This is a genomic window from Rhizobium sp. X9 (assembly GCF_018873185.1).
Classification (GTDB): Bacteria; Pseudomonadota; Alphaproteobacteria; order Rhizobiales; family Rhizobiaceae; genus Agrobacterium; species Agrobacterium oryzihabitans.
This window is the reverse complement of sequence record NZ_CP071311.1, coordinates 2594141-2617585: the sequence shown is the minus strand read 5'-3', so window position 1 is coordinate 2617585 and position 23445 is coordinate 2594141. Positions and strand designations below refer to the sequence as shown.

Below are 23445 nucleotides of genomic sequence, written 5' to 3'. Positions count from 1 at the left end.
CGAACAGAATTGATGACCCCCTTTCTTCGTATCCTCGGCATAGAGACAAGCTGTGACGAAACCGCTGCATCCATTGTGGTTCGGCATGCGGACGGCCATGGCGAGATCGTCTCCGACGTCGTTTTGTCGCAGCTTGAGGAACACAGCGCCTATGGTGGCGTGGTGCCTGAAATCGCCGCCCGCGCCCATGTCGAGGCGCTGGACACGCTGGTGGAAGAAGCGCTGGAGCAGGCGGGTGTTACCCTTGCCGATGTCGACGCCATTGCGGCCACATCCGGTCCGGGCCTTATCGGCGGCCTGCTGGTGGGCCTGATGACGGGCAAGGCGATTGCCATGGCAGCAGACAAACCGCTTTACGCCATCAACCATCTGGAAGGCCATGCGCTGACGGCGCGTCTGACCGATGGTCTGTCTTTCCCCTATCTGATGCTGCTGGTGTCCGGCGGCCACACCCAGCTGGTGCTGGTGCGCGGCGTCGGCGAATACGAGCGCTGGGGCACCACCATCGATGATGCGCTGGGGGAGGCCTTCGACAAGACCGCGAAGCTTCTGGGGTTGCCCTATCCCGGCGGACCTGCCGTTGAAAAGGCAGCGGCGAAAGGCAATCCGGACCGTTTTGCGCTGCCGCGTCCGATGGTCGGTGAGGTGAGGCTCGATTTTTCCTTCTCCGGCCTCAAGACGGCGGTGCGGCAGGCGGCGACCGCCATTGCCCCGCTCTCTGAGCAGGATATTGCCGATATCTGCGCTTCCTTCCAGAAGGCGGTGTCGCGCACCCTGAAAGACCGTATTGGCCGTGGCCTTGCGCGCTTTAAAGAGGAATTTCCGCATCTGGAGACGGAGCCTGCTCTGGTCGTGGCCGGCGGCGTCGCCGCCAATCAGGAAATCCGCCAGACGCTTCAGGCACTTTGCGATGCCCATGGCTTCCGTTTTGTTGCACCGCCGCACCGGCTCTGCACCGACAATGCCGCGATGATCGCCTGGGCGGGGCTGGAGCGGATGGCTGAGGGCAAAAAAGCCGATCCCCTTGAGATACCGCCGCGCTCACGCTGGCCTCTCGATGGCAATGCGGAGACATTGATCGGTTTCGGCAAAAGGGGAGCCAAGGCCTGATGCAGCGGGAAAAAATCGTCGTCATCGGTGCTGGCGCCTTCGGAACCGCGCTCGCCGTCGTCATCGCGCTGGAGAACCGGCATGATGTGACCCTGCTCGGCCGCGATGCGTCCCTGATGGCCGATCTGAAGGTTGATCGTATTCACGAGGCTGTCCTGCCGGGTGTCGACCTCCCGGATGCGCTTGCGTTTTCCGTCGAGCCGGATGTCCTGGCCGATGCAGGCATTGTCCTATTCGCCATGCCCTCGCAGGCCCATGCGGATGCGGCCCGCCATTACGGTCCCTATCTGGCTAAAGATTGTATCATCGTTACCTGCGCCAAGGGCATAGACCGGGTTTCCGGGCGTCTGCTGACCGAGCTTCTGGAAGCGGAACTGCCGCATCATCCAATCGCCGTTCTCTCCGGTCCGGGTTTCGCCGCCGATATTGCACGCGGACTGCCGACCGCGATGGCGATCGCGGCGGAAGATGCTGTCATCGCCGAGCGGCTGGCGACAACGATTTCCGGCAGAACCTTCAGGCTTTATGCCTCCACCGATCGCATCGGTGTGCAGCTTGGCGGCGCGCTGAAGAATGTGCTCGCCATTGCCGCTGGCATCGTTGAGGGCGCGGGTCTCGGTGATTCCGCCCGGGCAGCGCTGATTTCGCGCGGTCTCGCTGAAATGTCGCGGCTGGTCGTCGCCATGGGCGGCAAGGCGGATACGGTGCGCGGTCTTTCAGGCCTTGGTGATCTGGTCCTGACCGCCACCAGCCACCAGTCGCGAAACCTGCGTTTCGGCATCGCTCTTGGCCGGGGCGAGGGCAAGGATATGTCCGGCGGGCTGGTGGAGGGCGCCTTTGCGGCAGCCGTTGCCGCCCGGCTCGGCGAACATCACGCTGTCGACATGCCCGTCACCGAGGCGGTAGCGGCCATCATAGACGGTAATCTGGATGTGGCGAGCGCCATGCAACAATTGATGACACGGCCCATCACCACGGAATGAGTGTGGCCTCTGAATAGTTTTTACGCATGTCCTGGTCCCAAAACCGCTGACACTTTTATAGGACATGCGCCAGCGAGGAGAAAAAAATGCTGTTTGCCTTTATCTGCAAGGACAAGCCCGGCCATCTGAATGTGCGCATGGACACGCGCCCGGCCCATCTGGAGCACCTGAACAAGCTGAATGCCGAGGGCACGCTGAAGATTGCCGGCCCGTTTCTGGACGCCGAAGGCAAGCCCAATGGCAGTCTGGTTATCGTCGAAGCCGCGGATATCGAGGCCGCGAAGGCGCTTGCCGATGCCGACCCCTACGCCAAGGCCGGCCTGTTCGAAAGCGTGGATGTGAAGCCCTATAACTGGGTCTTCAACAATCCGGGAGCGTGATGGGTCATGGCGAATTACTGGCTTTACAAGTCCGAGCCGTTCAAATGGTCCTGGGAAATGCAGAAGGCCAAGGGCGAGGCCGGCGAAGAATGGACCGGCGTGCGCAACTATCAGGCCCGCAACAACATGCGCGCCATGAAAATCGGCGACAAGGGTTTCTTCTACCACTCCAATGAGGGGCTGGATGTCGTCGGCATCGTCGAAGTCTGCGCCCTTTCGCATCCGGATTCGACCGCAGAGGGCGACCTGAAGTGGGATTGCGTGGATATCCGCGCCGTATGCGACATGCCGCAGCCGGTTTCGCTGAAGGATGTGAAGGCCAATCCGAAACTGGAGAAGATGTCTCTGGTCACGTCCATGCGGCTTTCCGTGCAGCCGGTGACGGAAGAGGAATATCTCGAGGTCTGCCGCATGGGTGGTCTCGCCAATCCGCCGAAATCGCCAGACTGAGCTTTCGGTGAGGACCGATCCCGAACGCTTCATTCTTGACAATACCGGCATCATGCATCCGCCGCATGTGCCGGAATTGCGCCTTCATCTGGCAAGCGAAGCCCATGAGCTTTGGCTGAAGACGGAGGAGGAGCTGGAAGAGATCGGCCTGCCTCCACCTTTCTGGGCCTTCGCATGGGCCGGCGGGCAGGGGCTTGCGCGCTATGTTCTCGATCATCCTGAAAGTGTCTCCGGCAAGCGCGTGGTGGATTTCGCCAGCGGTTCAGGGCTGGTCGCCATCGCTGCCGCCAAGGCGGGTGCCGCTGCCGTCATTGCCGCCGATATCGACCCCTGGACGGAAACGGCCATCCGGCTGAATGCTGCTCTCAATGGCGTGGATGTCGATTTTACCGGGCGCAATCTGGTCGGGACGCCGGTTGAAGCGGATGTTCTGCTGGCCGGCGACGTGTTTTATGACCGCGCCTTTGCCGATCTTCTCGTACCCTGGTTCCTGGAACTGACGGCGAAAGGCGTGAGCGTGCTCGTCGGTGACCCGGGGCGTGCCTATCTGCCCAAGCAGCGCCTTGTCGCAGAGGCAACCTATCAGGTGCCGGTGACACGGGCTCTGGAAGACAGTGAAGTCAAAAAGACCACCGTCTGGCGTTTTGTCTGACTATATTTGACTTACGGCCGGATGATGCAGACGCCATGCTCATAGGCGCAGGCGTCGCCGGCTGTATCGGCATGAACATTGATGATTTTCGCTCGGGGGGCCAGTTGCGTGCCCGTCGTGGCGACTGCAACTCTTCCTGAAAGACCACCGCCAATAGCAAAGTAATTGCCGTTGCCGCGAACCCGCAAGGCCGATATCGCCCCCACATAGGTGCCGCCGTGGAGGGTTGACGGCAAGCCGTCGGTGGAGAAACTGTCCTGCGATTGCCGATGCTGATTATCGTGGCGTCCGTTAAAATTCTCTGCCGTCGCAGCAGGCACTGCGGTGAAAATGATACCTGCCGCCAGCATGACCAGAGCGGCGATTCGATGCTGTAACATGAGCCTTATTCTCCGGATTTTTTCAGTTAATGAATAGTAAATTACACGATTCATGAATTACGTAAAGGTAAATATTTTGAGGGTGTAAATCTTGGAAATGCTCGATTTTTTATTTTCGAGCAAAAAAATTCCAAAAAAAATTCGTGAACCAATCGATTAAATTGGAATCGGTCATGAAATGTGCTTGTCGTGATGCTCCCATGTGATTAAACGTCGCGGTTGGTGCAATGCACATTCTTTCGTCATGTGCTGTTGCTTGGGGGCGCCCTATCTCATGGGCGCACGGGAAAACGCCGCGAGGTTCTGATGGCGAATGCGACTAATAACCGGCCTCTGTCGCCGCATCTTCAAATTTACAAGCCGATTCCGACGATGGTTGCGTCCATCGTGCACCGCATCACGGGTGCTGCACTTTACTTCGGAACGCTTCTGGTTGCCTGGTGGCTTATCGCACTTGCTTCCGGCCCGGCCTATTATGACTGGGTCAGCTGGGCGATGGGGACGATCATCGGCAAGCTTATCCTGATCGGATACACCTGGGCTCTCGTTCACCACCTGCTGGGCGGCCTTCGCCACTTCATGTGGGATCTCGGCCATGGCTTCGAAAAGAACTTCAACACGAAACTCGCCAAGGCGACCTTCGCAGCGTCGATCTGTCTGACCGCGCTCATCTGGGTCATCGCCCTGATCGTGCGCTGAGGAGATTTATCATGGATATGCGTACACCTCTCGGAAAGGTTCGCGGCCTCGGCTCCGCCAAGGAAGGCACCGACCATTTCTGGCGTCAGCGCCTGACGGCGGTCGCCAACGTTCCGTTGCTCATCTTCTTCGTGGTCTTCCTCATCCAGTACGCCGGCGCGCCCTATCCGGAAGTCGTCGCCGCGCTGTCGAACCCGCTCGTCGCCGTTATCATGGGTCTGGTGCTGGTTTCCGGCCTCATCCACATGAAGCTCGGCATGCAGGTCATCATTGAAGACTATGTTCACGCCGAGGTTTCGAAGCTCGTTCTTCTGATGCTCAATACGTTTTTCGCGGTTCTCATTGGCGGTCTTTGCATCTTCGCCATTCTGAAAATCGCATTCGCAGGATAAGTCCGCCATGGCATCGATCAGTTCACCTTCCCAGAATGGCAAGGCCTACACCTATGTCGATCACTCCTATGACGTGATCGTGGTGGGCGCCGGCGGCGCGGGTCTGCGCGCAACGCTCGGCATGGCGGAACAGGGTTTCCGCACGGCCTGCATCACCAAGGTTTTCCCGACGCGCTCGCACACGGTCGCGGCGCAGGGCGGCATCGCCGCATCGCTCACCAATATGACGCCCGACTGTTGGCAGTGGCACCTTTACGACACCGTAAAGGGCTCCGACTGGCTGGGCGACGTCGACGCGATGCAATATCTCGCCATGGAAGCGCCAAAGGCGGTCTATGAGCTGGAGCATTACGGCGTGCCGTTCTCGCGCAATGCCGAAGGCAAGATCTACCAGCGCCCGTTCGGCGGTCACATGCAGAATTACGGCGAAGGCCCGCCGGTGCAGCGCACCTGCGCTGCCGCCGACCGTACCGGCCACGCCATCCTGCACACGCTTTACGGCCAGTCGCTGCGCAACAATGCGGAATTCTTCATCGAATATTTCGCGCTCGATCTGATCATGTCGGCAGATGGCCGCTGCACCGGCGTCGTCGCATGGAACCTCGATGACGGCACGATCCATCGCTTCTCCGCCAAGATGGTGGTGCTGGCGACCGGCGGTTACGGTCGTGCGTATTTCTCGGCGACCTCCGCCCATACCTGCACCGGCGACGGTGGCGGCATGATCGCACGTGCCGGCCTGCCGCTTCAGGATATGGAATTCGTTCAGTTCCACCCGACCGGCATTTACGGCGCGGGCTGCCTGATTACCGAAGGTGCGCGCGGCGAGGGCGGTTATCTCGTCAATTCCGAAGGCGAGCGCTTCATGGAGCGTTATGCGCCTTCCGCGAAGGACCTTGCCTCGCGTGATGTCGTGTCGCGCTGCATGACGATGGAAATCCGCGAAGGCCGCGGCGTCGGCAAGAACAAGGACCACATCTTCCTGCATCTCGATCACCTTGATCCGGCGATCCTGCACGAGCGTCTTCCGGGCATTTCCGAAAGCGCCAAGATTTTCGCCGGCGTCGACGTGACGCGCGAGCCGATCCCGGTTCTGCCGACCGTTCATTACAATATGGGCGGCATTCCGACCAATTATTGGGGCGAAGTGCTCAACGCCAACGCCGAAAACCCGGAACGCATCGCGCCCGGCCTGATGGCCGTTGGCGAAGCCGGTTGCGCCTCGGTTCACGGCGCGAACCGTCTCGGCTCCAACTCGCTGATCGACCTCGTGGTCTTCGGTCGTGCTGCCGCCATCCGTGCAGCCCAGGTCATCGACCGCGATGCGCCGGTTCCGGCTCTCGACACGGCGGCCTGCGACAGGATCATGGAACGCTTCGACAGCCTGCGTTACGCCAATGGCTCGACGCCGACGGCGGTGCTGCGCGACAAGATGCAGCGCGCCATGCAGGACGATGCGGCCGTGTTCCGTACGCAGGAATCGCTGGAAAGCGGCTGCCAGCGCATTTCCGCCATCTGGAGGGAGCTGCCTGATGTCAAGGTCACCGACCGTTCGATGGTCTGGAACTCCGATCTGGTCGAGACGCTCGAGCTGCACAATCTGATGGCCAACGCGATCACCACGGTCTACGGCGCGGAAGCGCGCAAGGAAAGCCGCGGCTCGCATGCCCGCGAGGATTTCGTCGATGGTCCGTTCGGCGGTCGCGACGATGTGAACTGGCGCAAGCACACCCTTGCCTGGGTCAGCCCCGAAGGTGACGTCAAGCTCGACTACCGCCCTGTTCATACCGACCTGATCGCCGACGGCATCGATCCCAAAAAGATCGAGCCGAAGGCTCGCGTCTACTGATTTGAGGAACTGGATATGGTTGAACTCGCTCTCCCCAAGAATTCCCAGATCAGCGAAGGCAAAGTCTGGCCGAAGCCGGATGGTGCCAAGAACGTTCGCGAATACCGGATCTATCGCTGGAACCCGGATGACGGCCAGAACCCGCGCATCGATACCTATTATATCGATGTCGACGATTGCGGGCCGATGGTTCTCGATGCGCTTCTCTACATCAAGAACAATATCGACCCGACGCTGACGCTGCGCCGCTCCTGCCGTGAAGGCATCTGCGGCTCCTGCGCCATGAACATCGACGGCACCAATACGCTCGCCTGCACCAAGGGCATGGAAGAGATCAACGGTACGGTGAAGGTCTATCCGCTGCCGCATATGCCAGTCGTGAAGGATCTTGTTCCTGATCTGTCGAACTTCTACGCCCAGCACCGCTCCATCGAACCCTGGCTGAAGACGGTTTCGCCGACGCCCGCCAAGGAATGGAAACAGAGCCATGAGGACCGTCTGAAGCTCGACGGTCTTTATGAGTGCATTCTCTGCGCCTGCTGCTCCACCTCCTGTCCCAGCTACTGGTGGAATGGCGATCGTTATCTCGGTCCGGCCGTTCTGCTGCAGGCCTATCGCTGGCTGATCGACAGCCGCGATGAGGCAACCGGCGAGCGTCTCGATAATCTCGAGGACCCGTTCCGTCTTTATCGTTGCCACACCATCATGAACTGCGCGCAGGCTTGCCCGAAGGGCTTGAACCCGGCCAAGGCGATCGCGGAAATCAAGAAGATGATGGTCGAGCGTCGCGTCTGAAGGCGATTCGCCTGGACGGAAAATCTATCGGGTCGCGGTGTGGACTGCGGCCCTTTTTTACAACCGGGTGCGGGAAATTTCGGTAAAAATCGACCGAAATTGTAATTATCCCGGCCATCGCTTGCGCAAGATAAGGCTTTGGTAATAATTCAGCCTTCTTGTTTGATCATGGTCTTTCCGGAAGCGAGAGAATCGGGAGCTTGATATGCAATTCAGATATGTGGTGACGGGCCTTGCGGTTGTAATGAGCCTTGCCGGTTGCCAACGTACCTCCTACGATTACAACAACAATAGCGGCAGTAATCCCGGTTATACGCCGCCGCTGCAGGCTCAGCCGGTTCCGTCCGTTCAGTCTGGCGCGCTGCCGCCACCCGGCGGTGCGACGGGCAGTCAGTTCCCTTCGGCGCCCGCTTCTGCGACGCCTGGCGGCACTGATGTGGCCTCTGCCGCTCCGCCGACAACGGCGCTCGATGTCACCAAGGAATCCATGGTCGGCAACTGGCGTGTTTCCAACGGCGGCGCCAATTGCGACATGTTCCTGACACTCACCAATCTCGGCAGCGGTTCGCGTGGCGGTACGCGCGGATGCTCCGGCGAGTTGACGGCGATGGGCTCCTGGGAAGTGTCCGGCAAGATGGTCCTCTTCAAGAACCGTTCGGGCGATACGATCGGCCGCGTCTACAAGAGCGCCGATGCGCGCTTTGACGGCACGACCAATAGCGGCCAGCCGCTCAGCCTCAGCCGATAGAGCATTTCCGGTGTATCCGGATCGCCCTGCCTGTTCTGAGCCATTCCATTCGTCGCGGATGCCTGTCGGCGTCCGCGACCGGAGCGCTTTTCCATGAAGCCATTGCCCGACTACAATCATAGTGTCGTTGAACAGCTCAACGCATTAACGGCAGCTGGCACCTTGCAGGCGGATGCGGCACAACTCGGCGTGGCGGCTCACCTCGACCGTATCCTTGCCGATCTGAAGGCACGCAAGCCCGCCAAGAAAAAAAGCGCGCTCGGCTGGATGTTCGCGCGCAAGGCCGGTCCGGCTGCGCCCGTCAAGGGATTGTATGTCTATGGCAGCGTCGGCCGCGGCAAGACGATGCTGATGGACATGTTCTATGAGATGGCGCCCGTCACTTCCAAACGGCGCTGCCATTTTCACGAGTTCATGGCGGATGTGCATAATCGTGTGCATGCGCATCGGCAGAAGCTGAAGAATGGCGAAACCAAACAGGCAGATCCCATTCCGCCTGTCGCGGCTCAACTTCTGGCGGAAGCGGAGCTCCTTTGCTTCGACGAGTTCACCGTTACGGATATTGCCGATGCGATGATCCTCGCCCGGCTGTTCAGCGAACTCTTCGCTAATGGCTGCACTCTGGTAACGACATCCAACGTCGTTCCCGACAATCTCTACAAGGACGGGCTCAATCGCGGCCTGTTCCTGCCTTTCGTCGAGTTGCTGAAGAAATATGTTGAGGTCGTGACGCTCGACAGCCCCACCGATTACCGGATGGAAAAGCTGGAAAGCCTGCCGGTCTATGTCACGCCGCTCGACGGTTCGGCGGATCAGGCGATGGACATGGCCTGGCGTCACATGACCGGTGGCCACCTTATCGCGCCAACGGAAATACCGATGAAGGGCCGCTCTATTCTGGTGCCACGCGCCAGTGGCCGTGTGGCGCGCTTCTCCTTCTCCGATCTTTGCGAGAAGCCGCTCGGGGCTTCCGACTTCCTGGCCATCGCCAATCGTTTCGATACGGTCTTCATCGACCATATCCCGTTCTTGAATGCGGACAAGCGCAACGAGACCAAGCGTTTCATCATCCTCATCGATGCGCTTTACGACCACAGCGTCCGGCTTTTTGCCTCCGCTGCCGCCATGCCGGAAGACCTGCTCGGCAAGCGCAAGGGAACCGAAGGCTTCGAGTTTGATCGCACCGCCTCGCGGCTGTTTGAGATGCGCAGCGCGGATTATCTGGCGCTGCATCACGAAAAACGGCAGAAAGTTTGACACTTTCGTGACGCATTTTCTTACGTTTACGTAAGAAAATAATGATCTAAACGATTGAAAATATTCATCACAAAAGAATCTGTTGCCAATTTTGGCCAATGGGGCTAATCGAAGTCCGACAATTTGGCTGCCGGTTTGGCGCGGTGAAATTGAATTGAAGCTCAAGAGGAAGCATTCGATGGCTCGCAAAAAAATTGCACTTATTGGTTCTGGCATGATCGGCGGCACGCTGGCACATCTCGCCAGCCTGAAGGAACTGGGCGATATCGTCCTCTTCGATATTGCCGACGGCATCCCGCAGGGCAAGGGTCTGGATATTGCCCAGTCCGGCCCGGTTGAAGGCTTCAATGCAAAGCTCACCGGCGCTTCCGATTACGCCGCCATCGAAGGTGCTGACGTCTGCATCGTCACCGCTGGCGTTGCCCGCAAGCCGGGCATGAGCCGCGACGATCTTCTCGGCATCAACCTCAAGGTCATGGAGCAGGTCGGCGCCGGCATCAAGAAATATGCCCCGAATGCTTTCGTCATCTGCATCACCAACCCGCTCGACGCCATGGTCTGGGCGCTGCAGAAGTTCTCCGGCCTGCCGAAGAACAAGGTCGTCGGCATGGCCGGCGTTCTCGACAGCGCGCGCTTCCGTCTTTTCCTCTCCGAAGAATTCAATGTTTCGGTTGAAGACGTCACCGCCTTCGTTCTCGGCGGCCACGGCGACACCATGGTGCCGCTCGCACGCTACTCCACGGTTGCCGGCATTCCGCTGACCGACCTCGTCAAGATGGGCTGGCTGACCGCCGAGCGTCTCGAAGAGATCGTACAGCGCACCCGCGATGGCGGTGCGGAAATCGTCGGCCTGCTCAAGACCGGTTCGGCTTATTACGCACCGGCTGCCTCGGCGATCGAAATGGCTGAATCCTACCTCAAGGACAAGAAGCGCGTCCTGCCCGCCGCTGCCCATCTTTCGGGTCAGTATGGCGTTGACGATATGTATGTCGGCGTTCCCACCATCATCGGTGCCGGCGGTATCGAGCGCATCATCGAGATCGAGCTGAACAAGGAAGAAGAAGCAGCCTTCCGCAAGTCCGTCGGCGCTGTCGCCGGTCTTTGCGAGGCCTGCATCAACATTGCTCCGTCGCTGAAGTAATAGCCTCTAGCGGCTCCAAACAGGGATTATTCCATGAATATTCACGAATATCAGGCCAAGGCTCTTCTGAAGGGCTACGGCGCGCCGGTTGCTGAAGGCGTCGCCATCCTCAAGGTCGAAGAAGCCGAAGCTGCTGCAAAGCAGCTTCCCGGCCCGCTCTACGTCGTCAAGAGCCAGATTCACGCCGGCGGCCGCGGCAAGGGCAAGTTCAAGGAACTCGGCCCCGACGCCAAGGGCGGCGTTCGCCTGGCAAAGTCCATCGAGGAAGTCGTTTCCCATGCCAAGGACATGCTCGGCAACACGCTGGTAACGGCGCAGACGGGCGACGCCGGCAAGCAGGTCAACCGCCTCTACATCGAAGACGGTGCCGACATTGCCCGCGAACTCTACTGCTCGCTGCTGGTTGACCGTTCCGTCGGCCAGGTCGCATTCGTGGTTTCCACGGAAGGCGGCATGGACATCGAGGCTGTCGCCCACGACACGCCGGAAAAGATCCACACCATCGCCATCAACCCGGAAAAGGGTGTGAGCGACGCTGACGTTGCCGCGATCTCCAAGGCTCTCGAGCTTGATGGCGTTGCTGCGGAAGACGCCAAGGCGCTGTTCCCGATCCTCTACAAGGCCTTCAACGAGAAGGACATGGCTCTCCTCGAGGTCAACCCGCTGATCGTCATGGAAAATGGCCATCTGCGCGTTCTCGACGCCAAGATGTCCTTCGACGGCAACGCGCTGTTCCGCCATGACGATGTCAAGGCGCTGCGCGACGAGACCGAAGAAGACGCCAAGGAAATCGAAGCCTCCAAGTGGGACCTCGCTTACGTTGCTCTCGACGGCAACATCGGCTGCATGGTCAATGGTGCAGGTCTTGCCATGGCGACGATGGACATCATCAAGCTCTACGGCAAAGAGCCGGCTAACTTCTGCGACGTCGGCGGCGGCGCCGGCAAGGAGAAGGTTGCGGCAGCCTTCAAGATCATCACGGCTGACCCGAAGGTCGAGGGCATCCTCGTCAACATCTTCGGCGGCATCATGAAGTGCGACGTCATCGCCGAAGGCGTGATTGCCGCGGTGAAGGAAGTCGGTTTGCAGGTTCCGCTCGTTGTTCGCCTCGAAGGCACCAACGTCGAACTTGGCAAGAAGCTCCTGAACGAATCTGGCCTTGCGATTACGGCTGCTGACGATCTGGACGACGCAGCCAAGAAGATCGTCGCGGCGATCAACGGCTAATTGAGGGACCGGAAATAATGTCTATTCTTGTTAATAAAGACACGAAGATCCTTGTTCAGGGTCTGACCGGCAAGACCGGCACCTTCCACACCGAACAGGCGCTTGCCTATTACGGCACGCAGATGGTCGGCGGTATTCACCCGAAGAAGGGTGGCGAAACCTGGACCGGTTCCAAGGGCGAAAGCCTGCCGATCTTCGCAACGGTTGCCGAAGCCAAGGAAAAGACCGGTGCAGACGCATCCGTGATCTATGTTCCGCCGGCAGGTGCAGCAGACGCCATCATCGAAGCCATCGATGCGGAAATTCCGTTCATCACCTGCATCACCGAAGGTATTCCGGTGATGGACATGGTTCGCGTCAAGGCTCGCCTCGACCGCTCCAAGTCGCGCCTGCTCGGCCCGAACTGCCCGGGTATCCTGACGCCGGAAGAATGCAAGATCGGCATCATGCCGGGCTCCATCTTCCGCAAGGGTTCGGTCGGTATCGTTTCCCGTTCGGGCACGCTCACCTATGAAGCCGTGTTCCAGACCTCCAATGAAGGCCTCGGCCAGACCACGGCTGTCGGCATCGGCGGCGACCCGGTCAAGGGCACCGAGTTCATCGACGTGCTGGAAATGTTCCTCGCCGACGACGCCACCCAGTCGATCATCATGATCGGCGAAATCGGTGGTTCGGCTGAAGAAGATGCGGCGCAGTTCCTGATCGACGAAGCCAAGAAGGGCCGCAAGAAGCCGATGGCCGGCTTCATCGCAGGCCGTACGGCTCCGAAGGGTCGCACCATGGGTCACGCCGGCGCTGTCGTTTCCGGCGGCAAGGGCGACGCAGAGTCCAAGATCGCAGCCATGGAAGCAGCCGGCATCAAGGTCTCGCCCTCTCCGGCGCGCCTCGGCAAGACGCTGGTTGAAGTCCTCAAGGGCTGAGACCACATGAGACCGGTAACGGGCGGCGCGGCTTCAACGCTGCGCTGCCCGATGCCGCAAGAACGACAGACAGAACGGCATACCGCCCCGGCGGCAGACAGCAATAATCAAAGCGGCAGGCTGGTCAAACAGCCCTAACGGCATCGAGGAGGCGGACGGACAAGTCCGCAAGAACACAATGGCAAGGCAAGAAGCGAACGAGCAGTTTCAGATCACGTCGTTTCTGGACGGCGCGAATGCAGCCTATATCGAGCAGCTCTATGCCCGGTACGAAGAGGATCCCTCTTCCGTGTCGCCGGAGTGGCAGAGCTTCTTCAAGGCGTTGTCCGATAATCCGGAAGACGTGAAGAAGGCGGCCAAGGGCGCCTCCTGGAAGCGCGCCAACTGGCCTATCCCGGCCAATGGCGACCTGGTATCCGCTCTCGACGGCAACTGGGCCACGGTCGAGAAGGCCATCGAAAAGAAGGTTCAGGCGAAGGCCGAGGCGAAGAGCGCCGATACCGGCAAGGCCGTCAGCCCGGCTGAAGTGCTTCAGGCGACCCGTGACAGCGTCCGCGCCATCATGATGATCCGCGCCTATCGCATGCGCGGCCACCTGCACGCCAAGCTCGACCCGCTGGGCATCGCCAGCGCCGTTGAGGATTACAACGAGCTTTCGCCGAAGTCCTACGGCTTCGAAGAAAGCGATTACGACCGCAAGATTTTCATCGATAACGTTCTCGGTCTCGAATATGCGACCGTGCGCGAGATGGTCGATATTCTCGAGCGTACCTATTGCTCGACGCTCGGCGTCGAATTCATGCATATGTCCAACCCGGAAGAAAAGGGCTGGATCCAGGAACGCATCGAAGGCCCGGACAAGGGTGTCGCTTTCACGCCGGAAGGCAAGAAGGCCATTCTTTCCAAGCTGGTCGAAGCCGAAGGTTACGAGCAGTTCCTCGACGTGCGTTTCAAGGGCACCAAGCGTTTCGGCCTCGACGGCGGTGAATCGCTGATCCCGGCGCTCGAACAGATCATCAAGCGCGGCGGCCAGGACGGTCTGGAAGAAGTCGTGCTCGGCATGGCCCACCGTGGCCGTCTGAACGTTCTCACCAACGTCATGGGCAAGCCGCACCGCGCCGTGTTCCACGAATTCAAGGGCGGTTCGTTCAAGCCTGACGACGTCGAAGGTTCCGGCGACGTGAAGTACCATCTCGGTGCTTCCTCCGACCGCGAATTCGATGGCAACAAGGTTCACCTGTCGCTGACGGCCAACCCGTCGCACCTTGAAATTGTCAACCCCGTCGTCATGGGCAAGGCGCGCGCCAAGCAGGACCAGCTTGCCAAGGCATGGGACGGCGACATCATCCCGCTGTCCGAACGCGCCAAGGTGCTGCCGCTGCTGCTGCACGGCGATGCCGCTTTTGCGGGTCAGGGCGTGGTTGCTGAAATTCTCGGCCTTTCCGGCCTGCGCGGTCACCGCGTTGCCGGCACCATGCATTTCATCATCAACAACCAGATCGGCTTTACGACAAACCCGGCCTTCTCGCGCTCGTCGCCCTATCCGTCCGACGTTGCCAAGATGATCGAGGCACCGATCTTCCACGTCAATGGCGACGATCCGGAAGCGGTTACCTATGCGGCAAAGGTTGCCACCGAATACCGCATGAAGTTCCACAAGCCTGTCGTCATCGACATGTTCTGTTACCGCCGCTTCGGCCATAATGAAGGCGACGAGCCGGCGTTCACGCAGCCGAAGATGTACAAGGTTATCCGTGGTCACAAGACCGTCGCGCGCATCTATGCCGACCGTCTGATCGCCGAAGGCCTGATCAACGAAGGCGAATTCGAGAAGATGAAGGCCGACTGGCGCGCGCATCTCGAGCAGGAATTCGAAGCGGGCCAGTCCTACAAGCCGAACAAGGCCGACTGGCTGGACGGCCAGTGGTCGGGTCTGCGTGCCGCCGACAATGCCGATGAGCAGCGTCGCGGCAAGACCGGCGTGCCGATGAAGCAGCTGAAGGAAATCGGCAAGAAGCTGTCGACCATTCCGGAAGGCTTCAGCGCCCACCGCACGATCCAGCGTTTCATGGAAAACCGCTCGCAGATGATCGAGACGGGTGAGGGCATCGACTGGGCGATGGCGGAAGCACTTGCTTTCGGTTCGCTTGTCGCCGATGGCCACAAGATCCGTCTTTCCGGTCAGGATTGCGAACGTGGCACCTTCTCGCAGCGCCACTCGGTTCTCTACGATCAGGAAACCGAAGAACGTTACATCCCGCTCGCCAACCTTTCGCCAACGCAGGCCCGTTACGAAGTCATCAACTCGATGCTTTCGGAAGAAGCGGTTCTCGGTTTCGAATATGGTTATTCGCTGGCCCGTCCGAATGCGCTGACGCTCTGGGAAGCCCAGTTCGGCGACTTCGCCAACGGCGCGCAGGTGGTGTTCGACCAGTTCATCTCTTCGGGTGAACGCAAGTGGCTGCGCATGTCCGGTCTCGTCTGCCTTCTGCCGCACGGTTATGAAGGTCAGGGTCCGGAGCACTCGTCCGCCCGTCTGGAGCGCTGGCTGCAGATGTGCGCCGAAGACAACATGCAGGTTGCCAACTGCACGACGCCGGCCAACTACTTCCACATCCTGCGCCGTCAGATGAAGCGTGATTTCCGCAAGCCGCTGATCCTGATGACGCCGAAGTCGCTGCTGCGTCACAAGCGCGCCACCTCGTCGCTGGCGGAGCTTGCGGGTGAGTCCTCCTTCCACCGTCTACTGTGGGACGATGCTGAAGTCATCAAGGACGGCCCGATCAAGCTGCAGAAGGATTCGAAGATCCGTCGCGTCGTCATGTGCACGGGCAAGGTCTATTACGATCTGCTCGAGGAGCGTGAAAAGCGCGGTATCGACGACATCTACCTGCTGCGCGTCGAACAGCTCTATCCGTTCCCGGCCAAGGCGCTCATCAACGAGCTTTCGCGTTTCCGCAATGCGGAGATGGTCTGGTGCCAGGAAGAGCCGAAGAACATGGGTGCGTGGTCGTTCATCGATCCTTACCTTGAATGGGTTCTGGCGCATATCGACGCTAAGTACCAGAAGGTCCGTTACACGGGCCGTCCGGCTGCCGCCTCTCCGGCGACCGGCCTGATGTCCAAGCATCTGGCGCAGCTAGCTGCGTTCCTGGAAGACGCGCTGGGAGAGTGAGAACTCTCCCGCATCGCCCCGCAAAAAAGACACCTGAATAACGGAACTAGATCATGGCCACTGAAATCCGCGTACCAACCCTCGGCGAATCCGTCAGCGAAGCGACCGTCGGCACCTGGTTCAAGAAGGTCGGCGATACCGTCAAGGCCGACGAACCTCTCGTTGAACTGGAAACCGACAAGGTTACCGTCGAAGTCCCGGCACCCGCCTCCGGCGTGTTGACCGAAATCGTCGCGCAGAATGGCGAAACCGTCGGTCTCGACGCGCTTCTCGGCCAGATCGCCGAAGGTGCTGCCGGCGCTGCGACCTCCGCACCCGCTGCCGAACCGGCAAAGCCTGCTGCTGCCGCAGCTGCCCCGGCCCCTGCGGCTACCGCTGCTCCGGCAACGGGTTCCATGCCGCCGGCACCTGCCGCCGGCAAGCTGCTTGCTGAAAACAACCTGTCTGCCGATCAGGTCGACGGTTCGGGCAAGCGTGGCCAGGTTCTGAAGGGCGACGTTCTCGCTGCCGTCGCCAAGGGCGTTTCGGCACCTGCCGCCGCTCCGGCTCCGGTTGCTGCTGCTCCCCGTCCGGTTTCCGCCGAGCAGGATCAGGTTCGCGAAGAGCGCGTGAAGATGACGCGCCTGCGCCAGACGATCGCCCGTCGCCTGAAGGATGCGCAGAACACCGCCGCCATGCTGACCACCTATAATGAGGTGGACATGAGCGCCGTCATGGACCTGCGTAACCGCTACAAGGACGTGTTCGAGAAGAAGCATGGCGTCAAGCTCGGCTTCATGGGCTTCTTCACCAAGGCCGTGACCCACGCGCTGAAGGAACTGCCGGCCGTCAACGCTGAAATCGACGGCACGGACATCATCTACAAGAACTATTGTCACGTCGGCATGGCTGTCGGCACCGACAAGGGTCTCGTTGTTCCCGTTATCCGCGATGCTGACCAGCTCTCCATCGCCGGCGTTGAAAAGGAACTGGGTCGCCTCGCCAAGGCAGCGCGTGACGGTTCGCTCGGCATGGCCGACATGCAGGGCGGCACCTTCACCATCACCAATGGCGGTGTCTATGGTTCGCTGATGTCTTCGCCGATCCTCAACGCGCCGCAGTCCGGCATCCTCGGCATGCACAAGATCCAGGAGCGCCCGGTCGCTATCGGCGGTCAGGTCGTCATCCGTCCGATGATGTATCTCGCGCTCTCCTACGATCACCGTATCGTTGACGGCAAGGAAGCCGTGACCTTCCTCGTCCGCGTTAAGGAAAGCCTCGAAGATCCGGAACGCCTAGTTCTCGATCTCTGATCGGTCTTGCTTTTCGTTTCGGCGGGGTTTCAATTGAGGCCCCGCTGAAATTCCATCAGGAGAGCGAACGTGCAGCCGACATTTCTTGCCGCTTCACCCTTTCTACCGCTGATCGGTCTCAGCGTCCTTCTGCTTGTGGTGCATATCATGCTGCAGGGAATGACGGCGACGCGGGAATTTGGGATGGACTGGAATGCCGGCCCACGGGATGCGGAGAGGAAGCCTGAAGGCAGGTTCACCGGCCGGGCAGCACGCGCCTCGGAAAATTTCCGGGAAACCTATCCCGCTTTCATCGCGCTCGCCTTCGGTGTCATCATGGCCGGCGATCCGTCCGGGCTGGCACTCACCGGCGCATGGATCTGGCTGATCTGCCGGGTGGCCTATATTCCACTTTATCTGGCCGGTGTGCCTTATATTCGTTCACTGGTCTGGCTCGGCTCGATGCTCGGCCTGCTGCTGATGCTCTTCGTGTTGATGTTCTAGAGGCTGGTTTCCGATGCATCAGTATTTGATCGAACTTGCATCCCTGATGGCGATCTTCGCTTTCGCAATCGTCTCGCCCGGCGCCGATCTGGCGATGGTCATGCGTCAGGCCATGGTACATGGGCGAAAACAGGCCATCATCACCAGCTTCGGCGTGGGCACATCGCTGATGTTCCATGTCACCTATACGATCCTAGGACTTGGTCTCATCATTTCCCAGTCGATCTATCTCTTTAATATCGTCAAATGGCTGGGTGTTGCCTACCTCATCTATATCGGTATCAAGGCGCTGCGCGCCGGCAAGACCGAATTGCCGGAGGTCGGTGCGGATGGTGTCGTGCCGGTCAAAAGCAGGCAGACCGCGCTCAAGGCCTTCACGCTCGGTTTTGCCGCCAATGCGCTCAATCCCAAGCCGGTGTTTTTCTTCCTGTCGATCTTTTCGACGGTGGTTCATGCGCATACACCCGTCACCATCAAATTCGGATATGGCCTCGTCATGGCAAGCTGCCTTATCCTGTGGTTCGTCGGGGTCAGCCTGTTCATGACGACGCCCCGCATGCGCGCCGCATTTCAGCGCGCCAGCCAATGGATCGACCGCACCAGCGGCGTGGTCTTCATCGCACTCGGTATAAAACTCGCAACGGAAAAAGCGGCCTGAGTTTCAGGTCAAACGGAAGCAGGGCGGTTCAAAATCCTGCCCGATATCAATCAGGAACAGAAACATGGCATATGATGTAGTTGTAATCGGTACGGGTCCCGGCGGTTATGTTTGCGCGGTCAAGGCGGCACAGCTCGGCCTGAAGGTCGCTGTCATCGAAAAACGCGCGACCTATGGCGGCACCTGCCTCAATGTCGGCTGCATCCCTTCCAAGGCGCTGCTGCATGCGTCCGAAACCTTTGCGCATGTCGCCCATGGCGTCGATACGCTCGGTATCGAAGTTGCCGCTCCGAAACTGAACCTCGACAAGATGATGGCCCACAAGGACGGCGTGGTGAAAGCCAATGTCGACGGCGTTTCCTTCCTGTTCAAGAAGAACAAGATCGATGCCTTCCAGGGCACCGGCAAAGTGGTTTCCGCCGGCAAGGTTTCCGTCACCAACGACAAGGGCGAAACACAGGAAATCGAAGCGAAGAACATCGTCATCGCCACCGGTTCTGATGTTGCGGGCATTCCAGGCGTCAAGGTCGATATCGATGAAACCGTCATCGTCTCCTCCACTGGCGCGATCGCTCTTTCCAAGGTTCCGGAAAAGCTGATCGTCGTCGGCGGCGGCGTCATCGGCCTCGAGCTTGGTTCGGTCTGGTCGCGCCTCGGCGCCAAGGTGACCGTCGTCGAATATCTCGACAATATTCTCGGCGGCATGGATGGCGAAGTTTCCAAGCAGGCGCAGCGTCTGCTGGCCAAGCAGGGTCTCGATTTCAAGCTCGGCGCCAAGGTGACGGCTGTTGAAAAGACTGCTGGCGGCGCAAAGGTTGTGTTCGAACCGGTCAAGGGCGGTGCTGCTGAGACGCTGGAAGCGAACGTCGTGCTGATCTCCACCGGCCGCAAGCCCTACACCGAAGGTCTCGGCCTTGCGGAAGCCGGCGTCGTGCTGGACAGCCGTGGCCGTGTCGAAATCGACGGTCACTACAAGACGAATGTCGACGGCATCTATGCGATCGGCGACGTGGTGAAGGGTCCGATGCTGGCGCACAAGGCGGAAGACGAGGGCGTTGCTCTCGCGGAAATCCTCGCCGGCCAGCGAGGCCATGTGAATTACGATGTCATTCCGGCAGTCGTCTATACGCAGCCTGAAATCGCTTCCGTCGGCAAGACCGAAGAGGAGCTGAAGGCCGCTGGTATCGCCTACAAGGTCGGCAAGTTCCCCTTCACCGCCAATGGCCGCGCCCGCGCCATGCAGGTGACGGATGGTTTCGTGAAGATCCTCGCCGACAAGGAAACCGACCGGGTTCTCGGTGGTCACATTGTCGGTTTCGGCGCTGGCGAGATGATCCACGAGATCACCGTGCTGATGGAATTCGGCGGTTCTTCGGAAGATCTCGGCCGCACCTGCCATGCGCATCCGACCATGTCGGAAGCGGTGAAGGAAGCGGCACTGGCGACTTTCTTCAAGCCGATCCATATGTGATCGACGTTGGAGCGCTGAACATGAAACTGCTGTGCAGTTTCAGTCTGATGCTCCAATATTAAATTTCAGCCATCTGCTGAACCCCGGCTTGCCATGCAGGCCGGGGTTTTCCATACTCGCGCCACAGCCTGTCTAACCTTTTGATAAAAGGCAATAAAATGGCGTCTTCCACTCAAGTTTCATTTTCCGTTCCACAGCGCGTCATCCATTGGGCGATGGCGCTTCTGATCTTCTTCAATCTCCTGTTTCCGGATGGCATGGCCCATGCGTATCGGCTGATGCGGCGGGGTGAAACGCTGACGCCCGACCAGATTTCGTCCGCCAATATTCACGCCTATGTCGGCTTTGCCATTCTGTTCCTTGCTGTTCTGCGCCTCTGTCTGCGGTTCTTCCAGGGGGTGCCGCCGCACCCCGCCGAGGAACCGCGTGTCTTTCAGATCGCCGCAAAGGTGGCTCATTTCACCTTCTATGCGCTGTTCCTCATCCTGCCATTGTCCGGCATCGCCGCCTATTACTTTGGTGTTCAGGCTGCGGGGCAATTGCATTCGGGCCCGTTCAAGGCACTGATGTGGGTGTTGATCGCCGGCCATCTCGTCGCTGTTCTGGTTCACCAGTTCTATTGGCGTACCGGCGTCCTGAAGCGCATGACGCACGGCTGAGCGGCGGTTTGCCGCGTTTTCGCATCAACAGGAATATAGGATAGTGCCTTTGCCGCGAAGGGCGGCAAAAAGGGGTTACGAATGCCGGATTTCGAAGGAATATTACCGGGTGCTGACTGGCGGGATAGCTATCAGGGAGAGATGGTGCAGGGTGCATGGAGTTCGCTCGATGTGAGCCGACTTCTTCTCGATCATCCGCCGGCGTGGATCGGCAGGCTCATGGCCCTGCGCAACCGTATCGTGTCGCTTTTTGGTCTCAAGACAGTTGAACACGCATCCGGAACCTCGGCGGGAGGGTTCCCCATCGTGTCAACCACCCCGGACCGGACCGTTCTTGGTTTCGACGACAGCCATCTCGATTTCCGCATCGTTGTAGATTTGGAGGAGAAGCATGATCTGCCGATCGTCCATGACCGGCGGATCGTGAAAGTCACCACCATCGTCAGGCGCAAGACGTTGTTCGGGCGTATTTATCTGTTGGTTGTCGGTCCGTTTCATCGCCGCATCGTGCCCGCGACGATGCGGCCGTTTTGCAGGGACATCCAGCCCGTCAGGACATGAGCGCGAGTTTTAATCGACCCGTGTCAGTGTGAAACCCTGCGAGCGCAGGAGCTCGACAACGCCTTCCTCGCCCGGCAGGTGCAGGGCGCCAACGGCCATGAAGACATTGCCCTTGCCAAGCTCGGGCGAAGCCCGCTCCGCCATGACGTGATTGCGGTCGGTGATGATGCGTTGCTCGAAGGCGGCGTAACCCTGGTCGCTCTCTTCCGGTTTCTTGGGGTCGAGGCTTTTCAGCATCGGCATCGTCATGCCGATATCGCCGCTGACATAGAGATCGGTCATGGTCGTCATGATGTCGTCCATGCGGTCGCCCAGTTCCAGCGTTTCGATGAGCGCCTGAAGATGAAACTCCATGGGTAGCTCTGACATGGCCGTCAGCTGCTCGACCATCGTTTCCAGCCCGACGAGACGTTTCCCGTCAGCGACCGCGTCTTCGGCCAGCTTCTTGTCGAGGAAGGACAGGCCGGTGGCCTTGCGGGCAAATTCGCAGGCGGGAAGGGCGACGAAGCTCGACAGCATCCATGGCTTCATGCGCGAAACCGCGTTCAGCGGAATGCCGCGCTCCTTGAGGCCCTTTTCAAGGCGGGCAACATTGTCGGGGGACAGGATGTCGGTGATCGACTTGCCGTCGAGAAACATGGTGAGTTCGGGCCGGGTCAGCAGCGATGCGGCAATCTTCTTGTCGTCAACGATTTCGTCGGATTCCACGATGACCGTCGCAGCCTTGTCGAAGGCAGGTGCGGCGGCGGCAGGCATGCCCAGAACACGCGGATCGGTGATGTGCATGGTGCCGAGAAGAAAGGAGGGTTCCGTTCCGGCTTTTTCGATGCGCCAGAAGTTGCCCTTGCCGTTCGGGATCGCGGCCGCTTCCTGTTCGATTTTCGCAAAGCCCTGCGGATCGTTTTTGCGCATCTCCACGAGAATGTCGCTGCCGGTGCAGCTTATCTCCTGTTCGGCCGCTTGCGCCTCACCCAGCGAGAGCAGAGTCGCGAGCAGGATTGCGACGGCGGCGACGTGCATGGCTGCGAGCAACCAGAGCAGGGCATCGCCGGTCTTGCCCATCAGGGTGGCGGTGAGATTGTGTGGCTTTATCAGGCTTTGCATAGGTACCATCCGGTTCTTGTTTTCTTATAGAACGGTGGCTTGGACGTCTGGTTAATGACTATGGTTAAGCATTTCCTGCTTCATGCGCGCGGGTGGGCATTATCATATATTTCCAGCAATCTTGCGGTATCGACGCCGGTGTAGATCTGCGTGGTGGAAAGGCTGGCGTGGCCGAGCAGCTCCTGAATGGTGCGAAGATCGCCGCCGCCGGCCAGAAGATGGGTGGCGAAGGAGTGGCGCAGCGCATGCGGCGTGGCGTTTTCAGGCAGGCCGAAAGCGCCGCGCAATTTCTGCATTTCGCGCTGGATGATGGCAGGCTGCAGCTTGCCGCCGCGCGCACCGAGGAACAACGGCTGATCCGCCGCCAGATGATACGGGCAGAGTTTCTTGTAGGCTTCGACCGCTTCCGTTACCACCGCCAACAGGGGAACGATCCGGGTCTTGTTGCCTTTGCCGGTGATGCGAAGGCTGCGCGCACCGGGCGGGAAATCGGCCGGAATGAGCCCCAGCGCTTCTGAAATGCGAAGGCCGCAGCCATAAAGCAGCGAGAGGACGGCGGCGTTGCGGGCAGCAATCCACGGCTCTTCGTTCAATTGCGCCTCGGCGGTGGTGATTTTCAGCGCCTGCCGGTCGGTCAGCGGCTTAGGCAGTGATTTTGGCTGTTTCGGCGCGCGCATGGCAGTGGCGCCCGCCGCATTCACCAGACCTTTCTTTTGTAGATAGTGAAGAAAGGAGCGCAGGCCTGCCAGATGGCGACCAAGTGAGCGTGCGCCGGCACCTTCCCTGCGGCGGCTGGCCAGAAAGGCACGAAGATCGACCGGGCGCAGATCGGCTATATCCGCAATGGCTGTGGGCTTGCCAATATAACCGGTGAGGAATGTCAAAAACTGGCGGGTGTCGCGCTCATAGGCCTCGACGGTGTTGTCTGAAAGACGACGTTCGCCCGCGATCGAGGCAAGCCAGGACTGGCGCTCGTTCAGGAGATCGGGTTCGGCAAAAGTCAGGATTTCAGTCACGGGACGCTCCATTCCTCTCCTCAAAGCTATGCTCTTATGGTCA

24 protein-coding genes are annotated in these 23445 nt (G+C 59.6%); 21 read left to right on the top strand and 3 right to left on the bottom strand.

Annotated elements, in window-relative coordinates; all coding sequences use genetic code 11:
* The first annotated feature begins 12 nt into the window (after positions 1–12).
* From tsaD to JZY08_RS12640, 5 genes are all read left to right on the top strand, one after another.
* The gene (tsaD, locus tag JZY08_RS12660; protein ID WP_216330340.1) at positions 13–1110 is read left to right on the top strand and encodes a tRNA (adenosine(37)-N6)-threonylcarbamoyltransferase complex transferase subunit TsaD; all 1098 of its coding nucleotides are present in this window, start codon (positions 13–15) and stop codon (positions 1108–1110) included.
* Positions 1110–2093, top strand: coding sequence for an NAD(P)H-dependent glycerol-3-phosphate dehydrogenase (locus tag JZY08_RS12655; protein WP_216330339.1), 984 nt, complete (start codon positions 1110–1112; stop codon positions 2091–2093). The genes tsaD and JZY08_RS12655 overlap by 1 nt, the downstream gene beginning before the upstream one ends.
* A gap of 86 nt (positions 2094–2179) precedes the next feature.
* A complete protein-coding gene (locus JZY08_RS12650) occupies positions 2180–2473 on the top strand; it encodes a YciI-like protein (protein ID WP_003492408.1) in 294 nt (97 codons plus the stop codon).
* Between the two features lie 6 nt (positions 2474–2479).
* On the top strand, positions 2480–2923 hold the full coding sequence (locus tag JZY08_RS12645; RefSeq protein WP_003492407.1) for an EVE domain-containing protein: 444 nt from the start codon (positions 2480–2482) through the stop codon (positions 2921–2923).
* A 7-nt stretch (positions 2924–2930) separates the two neighbouring features.
* The gene (locus tag JZY08_RS12640; protein ID WP_003492406.1) at positions 2931–3575 is read left to right on the top strand and encodes a methyltransferase; all 645 of its coding nucleotides are present in this window, start codon (positions 2931–2933) and stop codon (positions 3573–3575) included.
* An 11-nt stretch (positions 3576–3586) separates the two neighbouring features.
* Here the strand turns inward: JZY08_RS12640 and JZY08_RS12635 are convergent, their stop codons facing one another.
* Positions 3587–3955: a hypothetical protein gene (locus JZY08_RS12635; protein ID WP_137038310.1), complete on the bottom strand. Its 369-nt coding sequence runs from the start codon at positions 3953–3955 to the stop codon at positions 3587–3589.
* A gap of 306 nt (positions 3956–4261) precedes the next feature.
* Here JZY08_RS12635 and sdhC point away from each other — a divergent pair, with 306 nt between their 5' ends.
* The 16 genes from sdhC to JZY08_RS12555 all read left to right on the top strand — a co-directional run bounded on the left by sdhC (position 4262) and on the right by JZY08_RS12555 (position 21282).
* Complete coding sequence (gene sdhC, locus JZY08_RS12630) at positions 4262–4654, top strand: succinate dehydrogenase, cytochrome b556 subunit (RefSeq protein ID WP_035241184.1); 393 nt, start codon at positions 4262–4264, stop codon at positions 4652–4654.
* A gap of 11 nt (positions 4655–4665) precedes the next feature.
* Entirely contained in the window at positions 4666–5046 is a 381-nt protein-coding gene (sdhD, locus tag JZY08_RS12625) for a succinate dehydrogenase, hydrophobic membrane anchor protein (protein WP_137038309.1), read from the top strand.
* 7 nt (positions 5047–5053) lie between these two features.
* Positions 5054–6895, top strand: coding sequence for a succinate dehydrogenase flavoprotein subunit (gene sdhA / locus JZY08_RS12620; protein WP_216330338.1), 1842 nt, complete (start codon positions 5054–5056; stop codon positions 6893–6895).
* Between the two features lie 15 nt (positions 6896–6910).
* Entirely contained in the window at positions 6911–7690 is a 780-nt protein-coding gene (locus JZY08_RS12615; protein WP_003523509.1) for a succinate dehydrogenase iron-sulfur subunit, read from the top strand.
* 205 nt (positions 7691–7895) lie between these two features.
* Positions 7896–8438, top strand: coding sequence for a protease inhibitor Inh/omp19 family protein (locus JZY08_RS12610; protein ID WP_142174261.1), 543 nt, complete (start codon positions 7896–7898; stop codon positions 8436–8438).
* Positions 8439–8531: 93 nt separating this feature from the next.
* Positions 8532–9695: a cell division protein ZapE gene (zapE, locus tag JZY08_RS12605; RefSeq protein ID WP_216330337.1), complete on the top strand. Its 1164-nt coding sequence runs from the start codon at positions 8532–8534 to the stop codon at positions 9693–9695.
* 178 nt (positions 9696–9873) lie between these two features.
* The gene (gene mdh / locus JZY08_RS12600) at positions 9874–10836 is read left to right on the top strand and encodes a malate dehydrogenase (protein ID WP_035221645.1); all 963 of its coding nucleotides are present in this window, start codon (positions 9874–9876) and stop codon (positions 10834–10836) included.
* Positions 10837–10869: 33 nt separating this feature from the next.
* Positions 10870–12063: an ADP-forming succinate--CoA ligase subunit beta gene (sucC, locus tag JZY08_RS12595; RefSeq protein ID WP_142174260.1), complete on the top strand. Its 1194-nt coding sequence runs from the start codon at positions 10870–10872 to the stop codon at positions 12061–12063.
* 17 nt (positions 12064–12080) lie between these two features.
* A complete protein-coding gene (gene sucD / locus JZY08_RS12590; RefSeq protein ID WP_003492390.1) occupies positions 12081–12983 on the top strand; it encodes a succinate--CoA ligase subunit alpha in 903 nt (300 codons plus the stop codon).
* 178 nt (positions 12984–13161) lie between these two features.
* A complete protein-coding gene (locus JZY08_RS12585; RefSeq protein WP_035221643.1) occupies positions 13162–16158 on the top strand; it encodes a 2-oxoglutarate dehydrogenase E1 component in 2997 nt (998 codons plus the stop codon).
* Positions 16159–16211: 53 nt separating this feature from the next.
* A complete protein-coding gene (odhB, locus tag JZY08_RS12580) occupies positions 16212–17450 on the top strand; it encodes a 2-oxoglutarate dehydrogenase complex dihydrolipoyllysine-residue succinyltransferase (protein ID WP_035221640.1) in 1239 nt (412 codons plus the stop codon).
* Positions 17451–17519: 69 nt separating this feature from the next.
* Positions 17520–17933, top strand: a complete 414-nt coding sequence (locus tag JZY08_RS12575; RefSeq protein WP_216330336.1) for an MAPEG family protein — start codon at positions 17520–17522, stop codon at positions 17931–17933.
* Positions 17934–17946: 13 nt separating this feature from the next.
* The gene (locus JZY08_RS12570; RefSeq protein ID WP_035221636.1) at positions 17947–18591 is read left to right on the top strand and encodes a LysE family translocator; all 645 of its coding nucleotides are present in this window, start codon (positions 17947–17949) and stop codon (positions 18589–18591) included.
* A 64-nt stretch (positions 18592–18655) separates the two neighbouring features.
* Positions 18656–20062 carry a dihydrolipoyl dehydrogenase gene (lpdA, locus tag JZY08_RS12565; protein WP_216330335.1) on the top strand — a complete coding sequence of 469 codons (1407 nt, stop codon included), beginning with the start codon at positions 18656–18658 and terminating at the stop codon, positions 20060–20062.
* Between the two features lie 158 nt (positions 20063–20220).
* Positions 20221–20721 (top strand): cytochrome b, encoded by a 501-nt coding sequence (locus JZY08_RS12560; RefSeq protein ID WP_082183041.1) that lies wholly within the window; start codon positions 20221–20223, stop codon positions 20719–20721.
* An 81-nt stretch (positions 20722–20802) separates the two neighbouring features.
* Entirely contained in the window at positions 20803–21282 is a 480-nt protein-coding gene (locus tag JZY08_RS12555) for a DUF2867 domain-containing protein (RefSeq protein ID WP_216330334.1), read from the top strand.
* A gap of 9 nt (positions 21283–21291) precedes the next feature.
* On the opposite strand, the gene JZY08_RS12550 is transcribed toward JZY08_RS12555, so the two are convergent.
* Positions 21292–22386, bottom strand: coding sequence for a TraB/GumN family protein (locus JZY08_RS12550; protein WP_216330333.1), 1095 nt, complete (start codon positions 22384–22386; stop codon positions 21292–21294).
* An 80-nt stretch (positions 22387–22466) separates the two neighbouring features.
* Positions 22467–23414: a tyrosine recombinase XerC gene (locus tag JZY08_RS12545; RefSeq protein ID WP_003492373.1), complete on the bottom strand. Its 948-nt coding sequence runs from the start codon at positions 23412–23414 to the stop codon at positions 22467–22469.
* Positions 23415–23445: the final 31 nt, after the last annotated feature.

Bases quoted from the DNA above. Each gene is read 5' to 3' on its own strand.
- tsaD (WP_216330340.1), top strand. From the start codon at position 13: ATGACCCCCTTTCTTCGTATCCTCGGCATAGAGACAAGCTGTGACGAA.
- JZY08_RS12655 (WP_216330339.1), top strand. From the start codon at position 1,110: ATGCAGCGGGAAAAAATCGTCGTCATCGGTGCTGGCGCCTTCGGAACC.
- JZY08_RS12650 (WP_003492408.1), top strand. From the start codon at position 2,180: ATGCTGTTTGCCTTTATCTGCAAGGACAAGCCCGGCCATCTGAATGTG.
- JZY08_RS12645 (WP_003492407.1), top strand. From the start codon at position 2,480: ATGGCGAATTACTGGCTTTACAAGTCCGAGCCGTTCAAATGGTCCTGG.
- JZY08_RS12635 (WP_137038310.1), bottom strand. From the start codon at position 3,955: ATGTTACAGCATCGAATCGCCGCTCTGGTCATGCTGGCGGCAGGTATC.
- sdhC (WP_035241184.1), top strand. From the start codon at position 4,262: ATGGCGAATGCGACTAATAACCGGCCTCTGTCGCCGCATCTTCAAATT.
- sdhD (WP_137038309.1), top strand. From the start codon at position 4,666: ATGGATATGCGTACACCTCTCGGAAAGGTTCGCGGCCTCGGCTCCGCC.
- sdhA (WP_216330338.1), top strand. From the start codon at position 5,054: ATGGCATCGATCAGTTCACCTTCCCAGAATGGCAAGGCCTACACCTAT.
- JZY08_RS12615 (WP_003523509.1), top strand. From the start codon at position 6,911: ATGGTTGAACTCGCTCTCCCCAAGAATTCCCAGATCAGCGAAGGCAAA.
- JZY08_RS12610 (WP_142174261.1), top strand. From the start codon at position 7,896: ATGCAATTCAGATATGTGGTGACGGGCCTTGCGGTTGTAATGAGCCTT.
- zapE (WP_216330337.1), top strand. From the start codon at position 8,532: ATGAAGCCATTGCCCGACTACAATCATAGTGTCGTTGAACAGCTCAAC.
- mdh (WP_035221645.1), top strand. From the start codon at position 9,874: ATGGCTCGCAAAAAAATTGCACTTATTGGTTCTGGCATGATCGGCGGC.
- sucC (WP_142174260.1), top strand. From the start codon at position 10,870: ATGAATATTCACGAATATCAGGCCAAGGCTCTTCTGAAGGGCTACGGC.
- sucD (WP_003492390.1), top strand. From the start codon at position 12,081: ATGTCTATTCTTGTTAATAAAGACACGAAGATCCTTGTTCAGGGTCTG.
- JZY08_RS12585 (WP_035221643.1), top strand. From the start codon at position 13,162: ATGGCAAGGCAAGAAGCGAACGAGCAGTTTCAGATCACGTCGTTTCTG.
- odhB (WP_035221640.1), top strand. From the start codon at position 16,212: ATGGCCACTGAAATCCGCGTACCAACCCTCGGCGAATCCGTCAGCGAA.
- JZY08_RS12570 (WP_035221636.1), top strand. From the start codon at position 17,947: ATGCATCAGTATTTGATCGAACTTGCATCCCTGATGGCGATCTTCGCT.
- lpdA (WP_216330335.1), top strand. From the start codon at position 18,656: ATGGCATATGATGTAGTTGTAATCGGTACGGGTCCCGGCGGTTATGTT.
- JZY08_RS12560 (WP_082183041.1), top strand. From the start codon at position 20,221: ATGGCGTCTTCCACTCAAGTTTCATTTTCCGTTCCACAGCGCGTCATC.
- JZY08_RS12555 (WP_216330334.1), top strand. From the start codon at position 20,803: ATGCCGGATTTCGAAGGAATATTACCGGGTGCTGACTGGCGGGATAGC.
- JZY08_RS12550 (WP_216330333.1), bottom strand. From the start codon at position 22,386: ATGCAAAGCCTGATAAAGCCACACAATCTCACCGCCACCCTGATGGGC.
- JZY08_RS12545 (WP_003492373.1), bottom strand. From the start codon at position 23,414: ATGGAGCGTCCCGTGACTGAAATCCTGACTTTTGCCGAACCCGATCTC.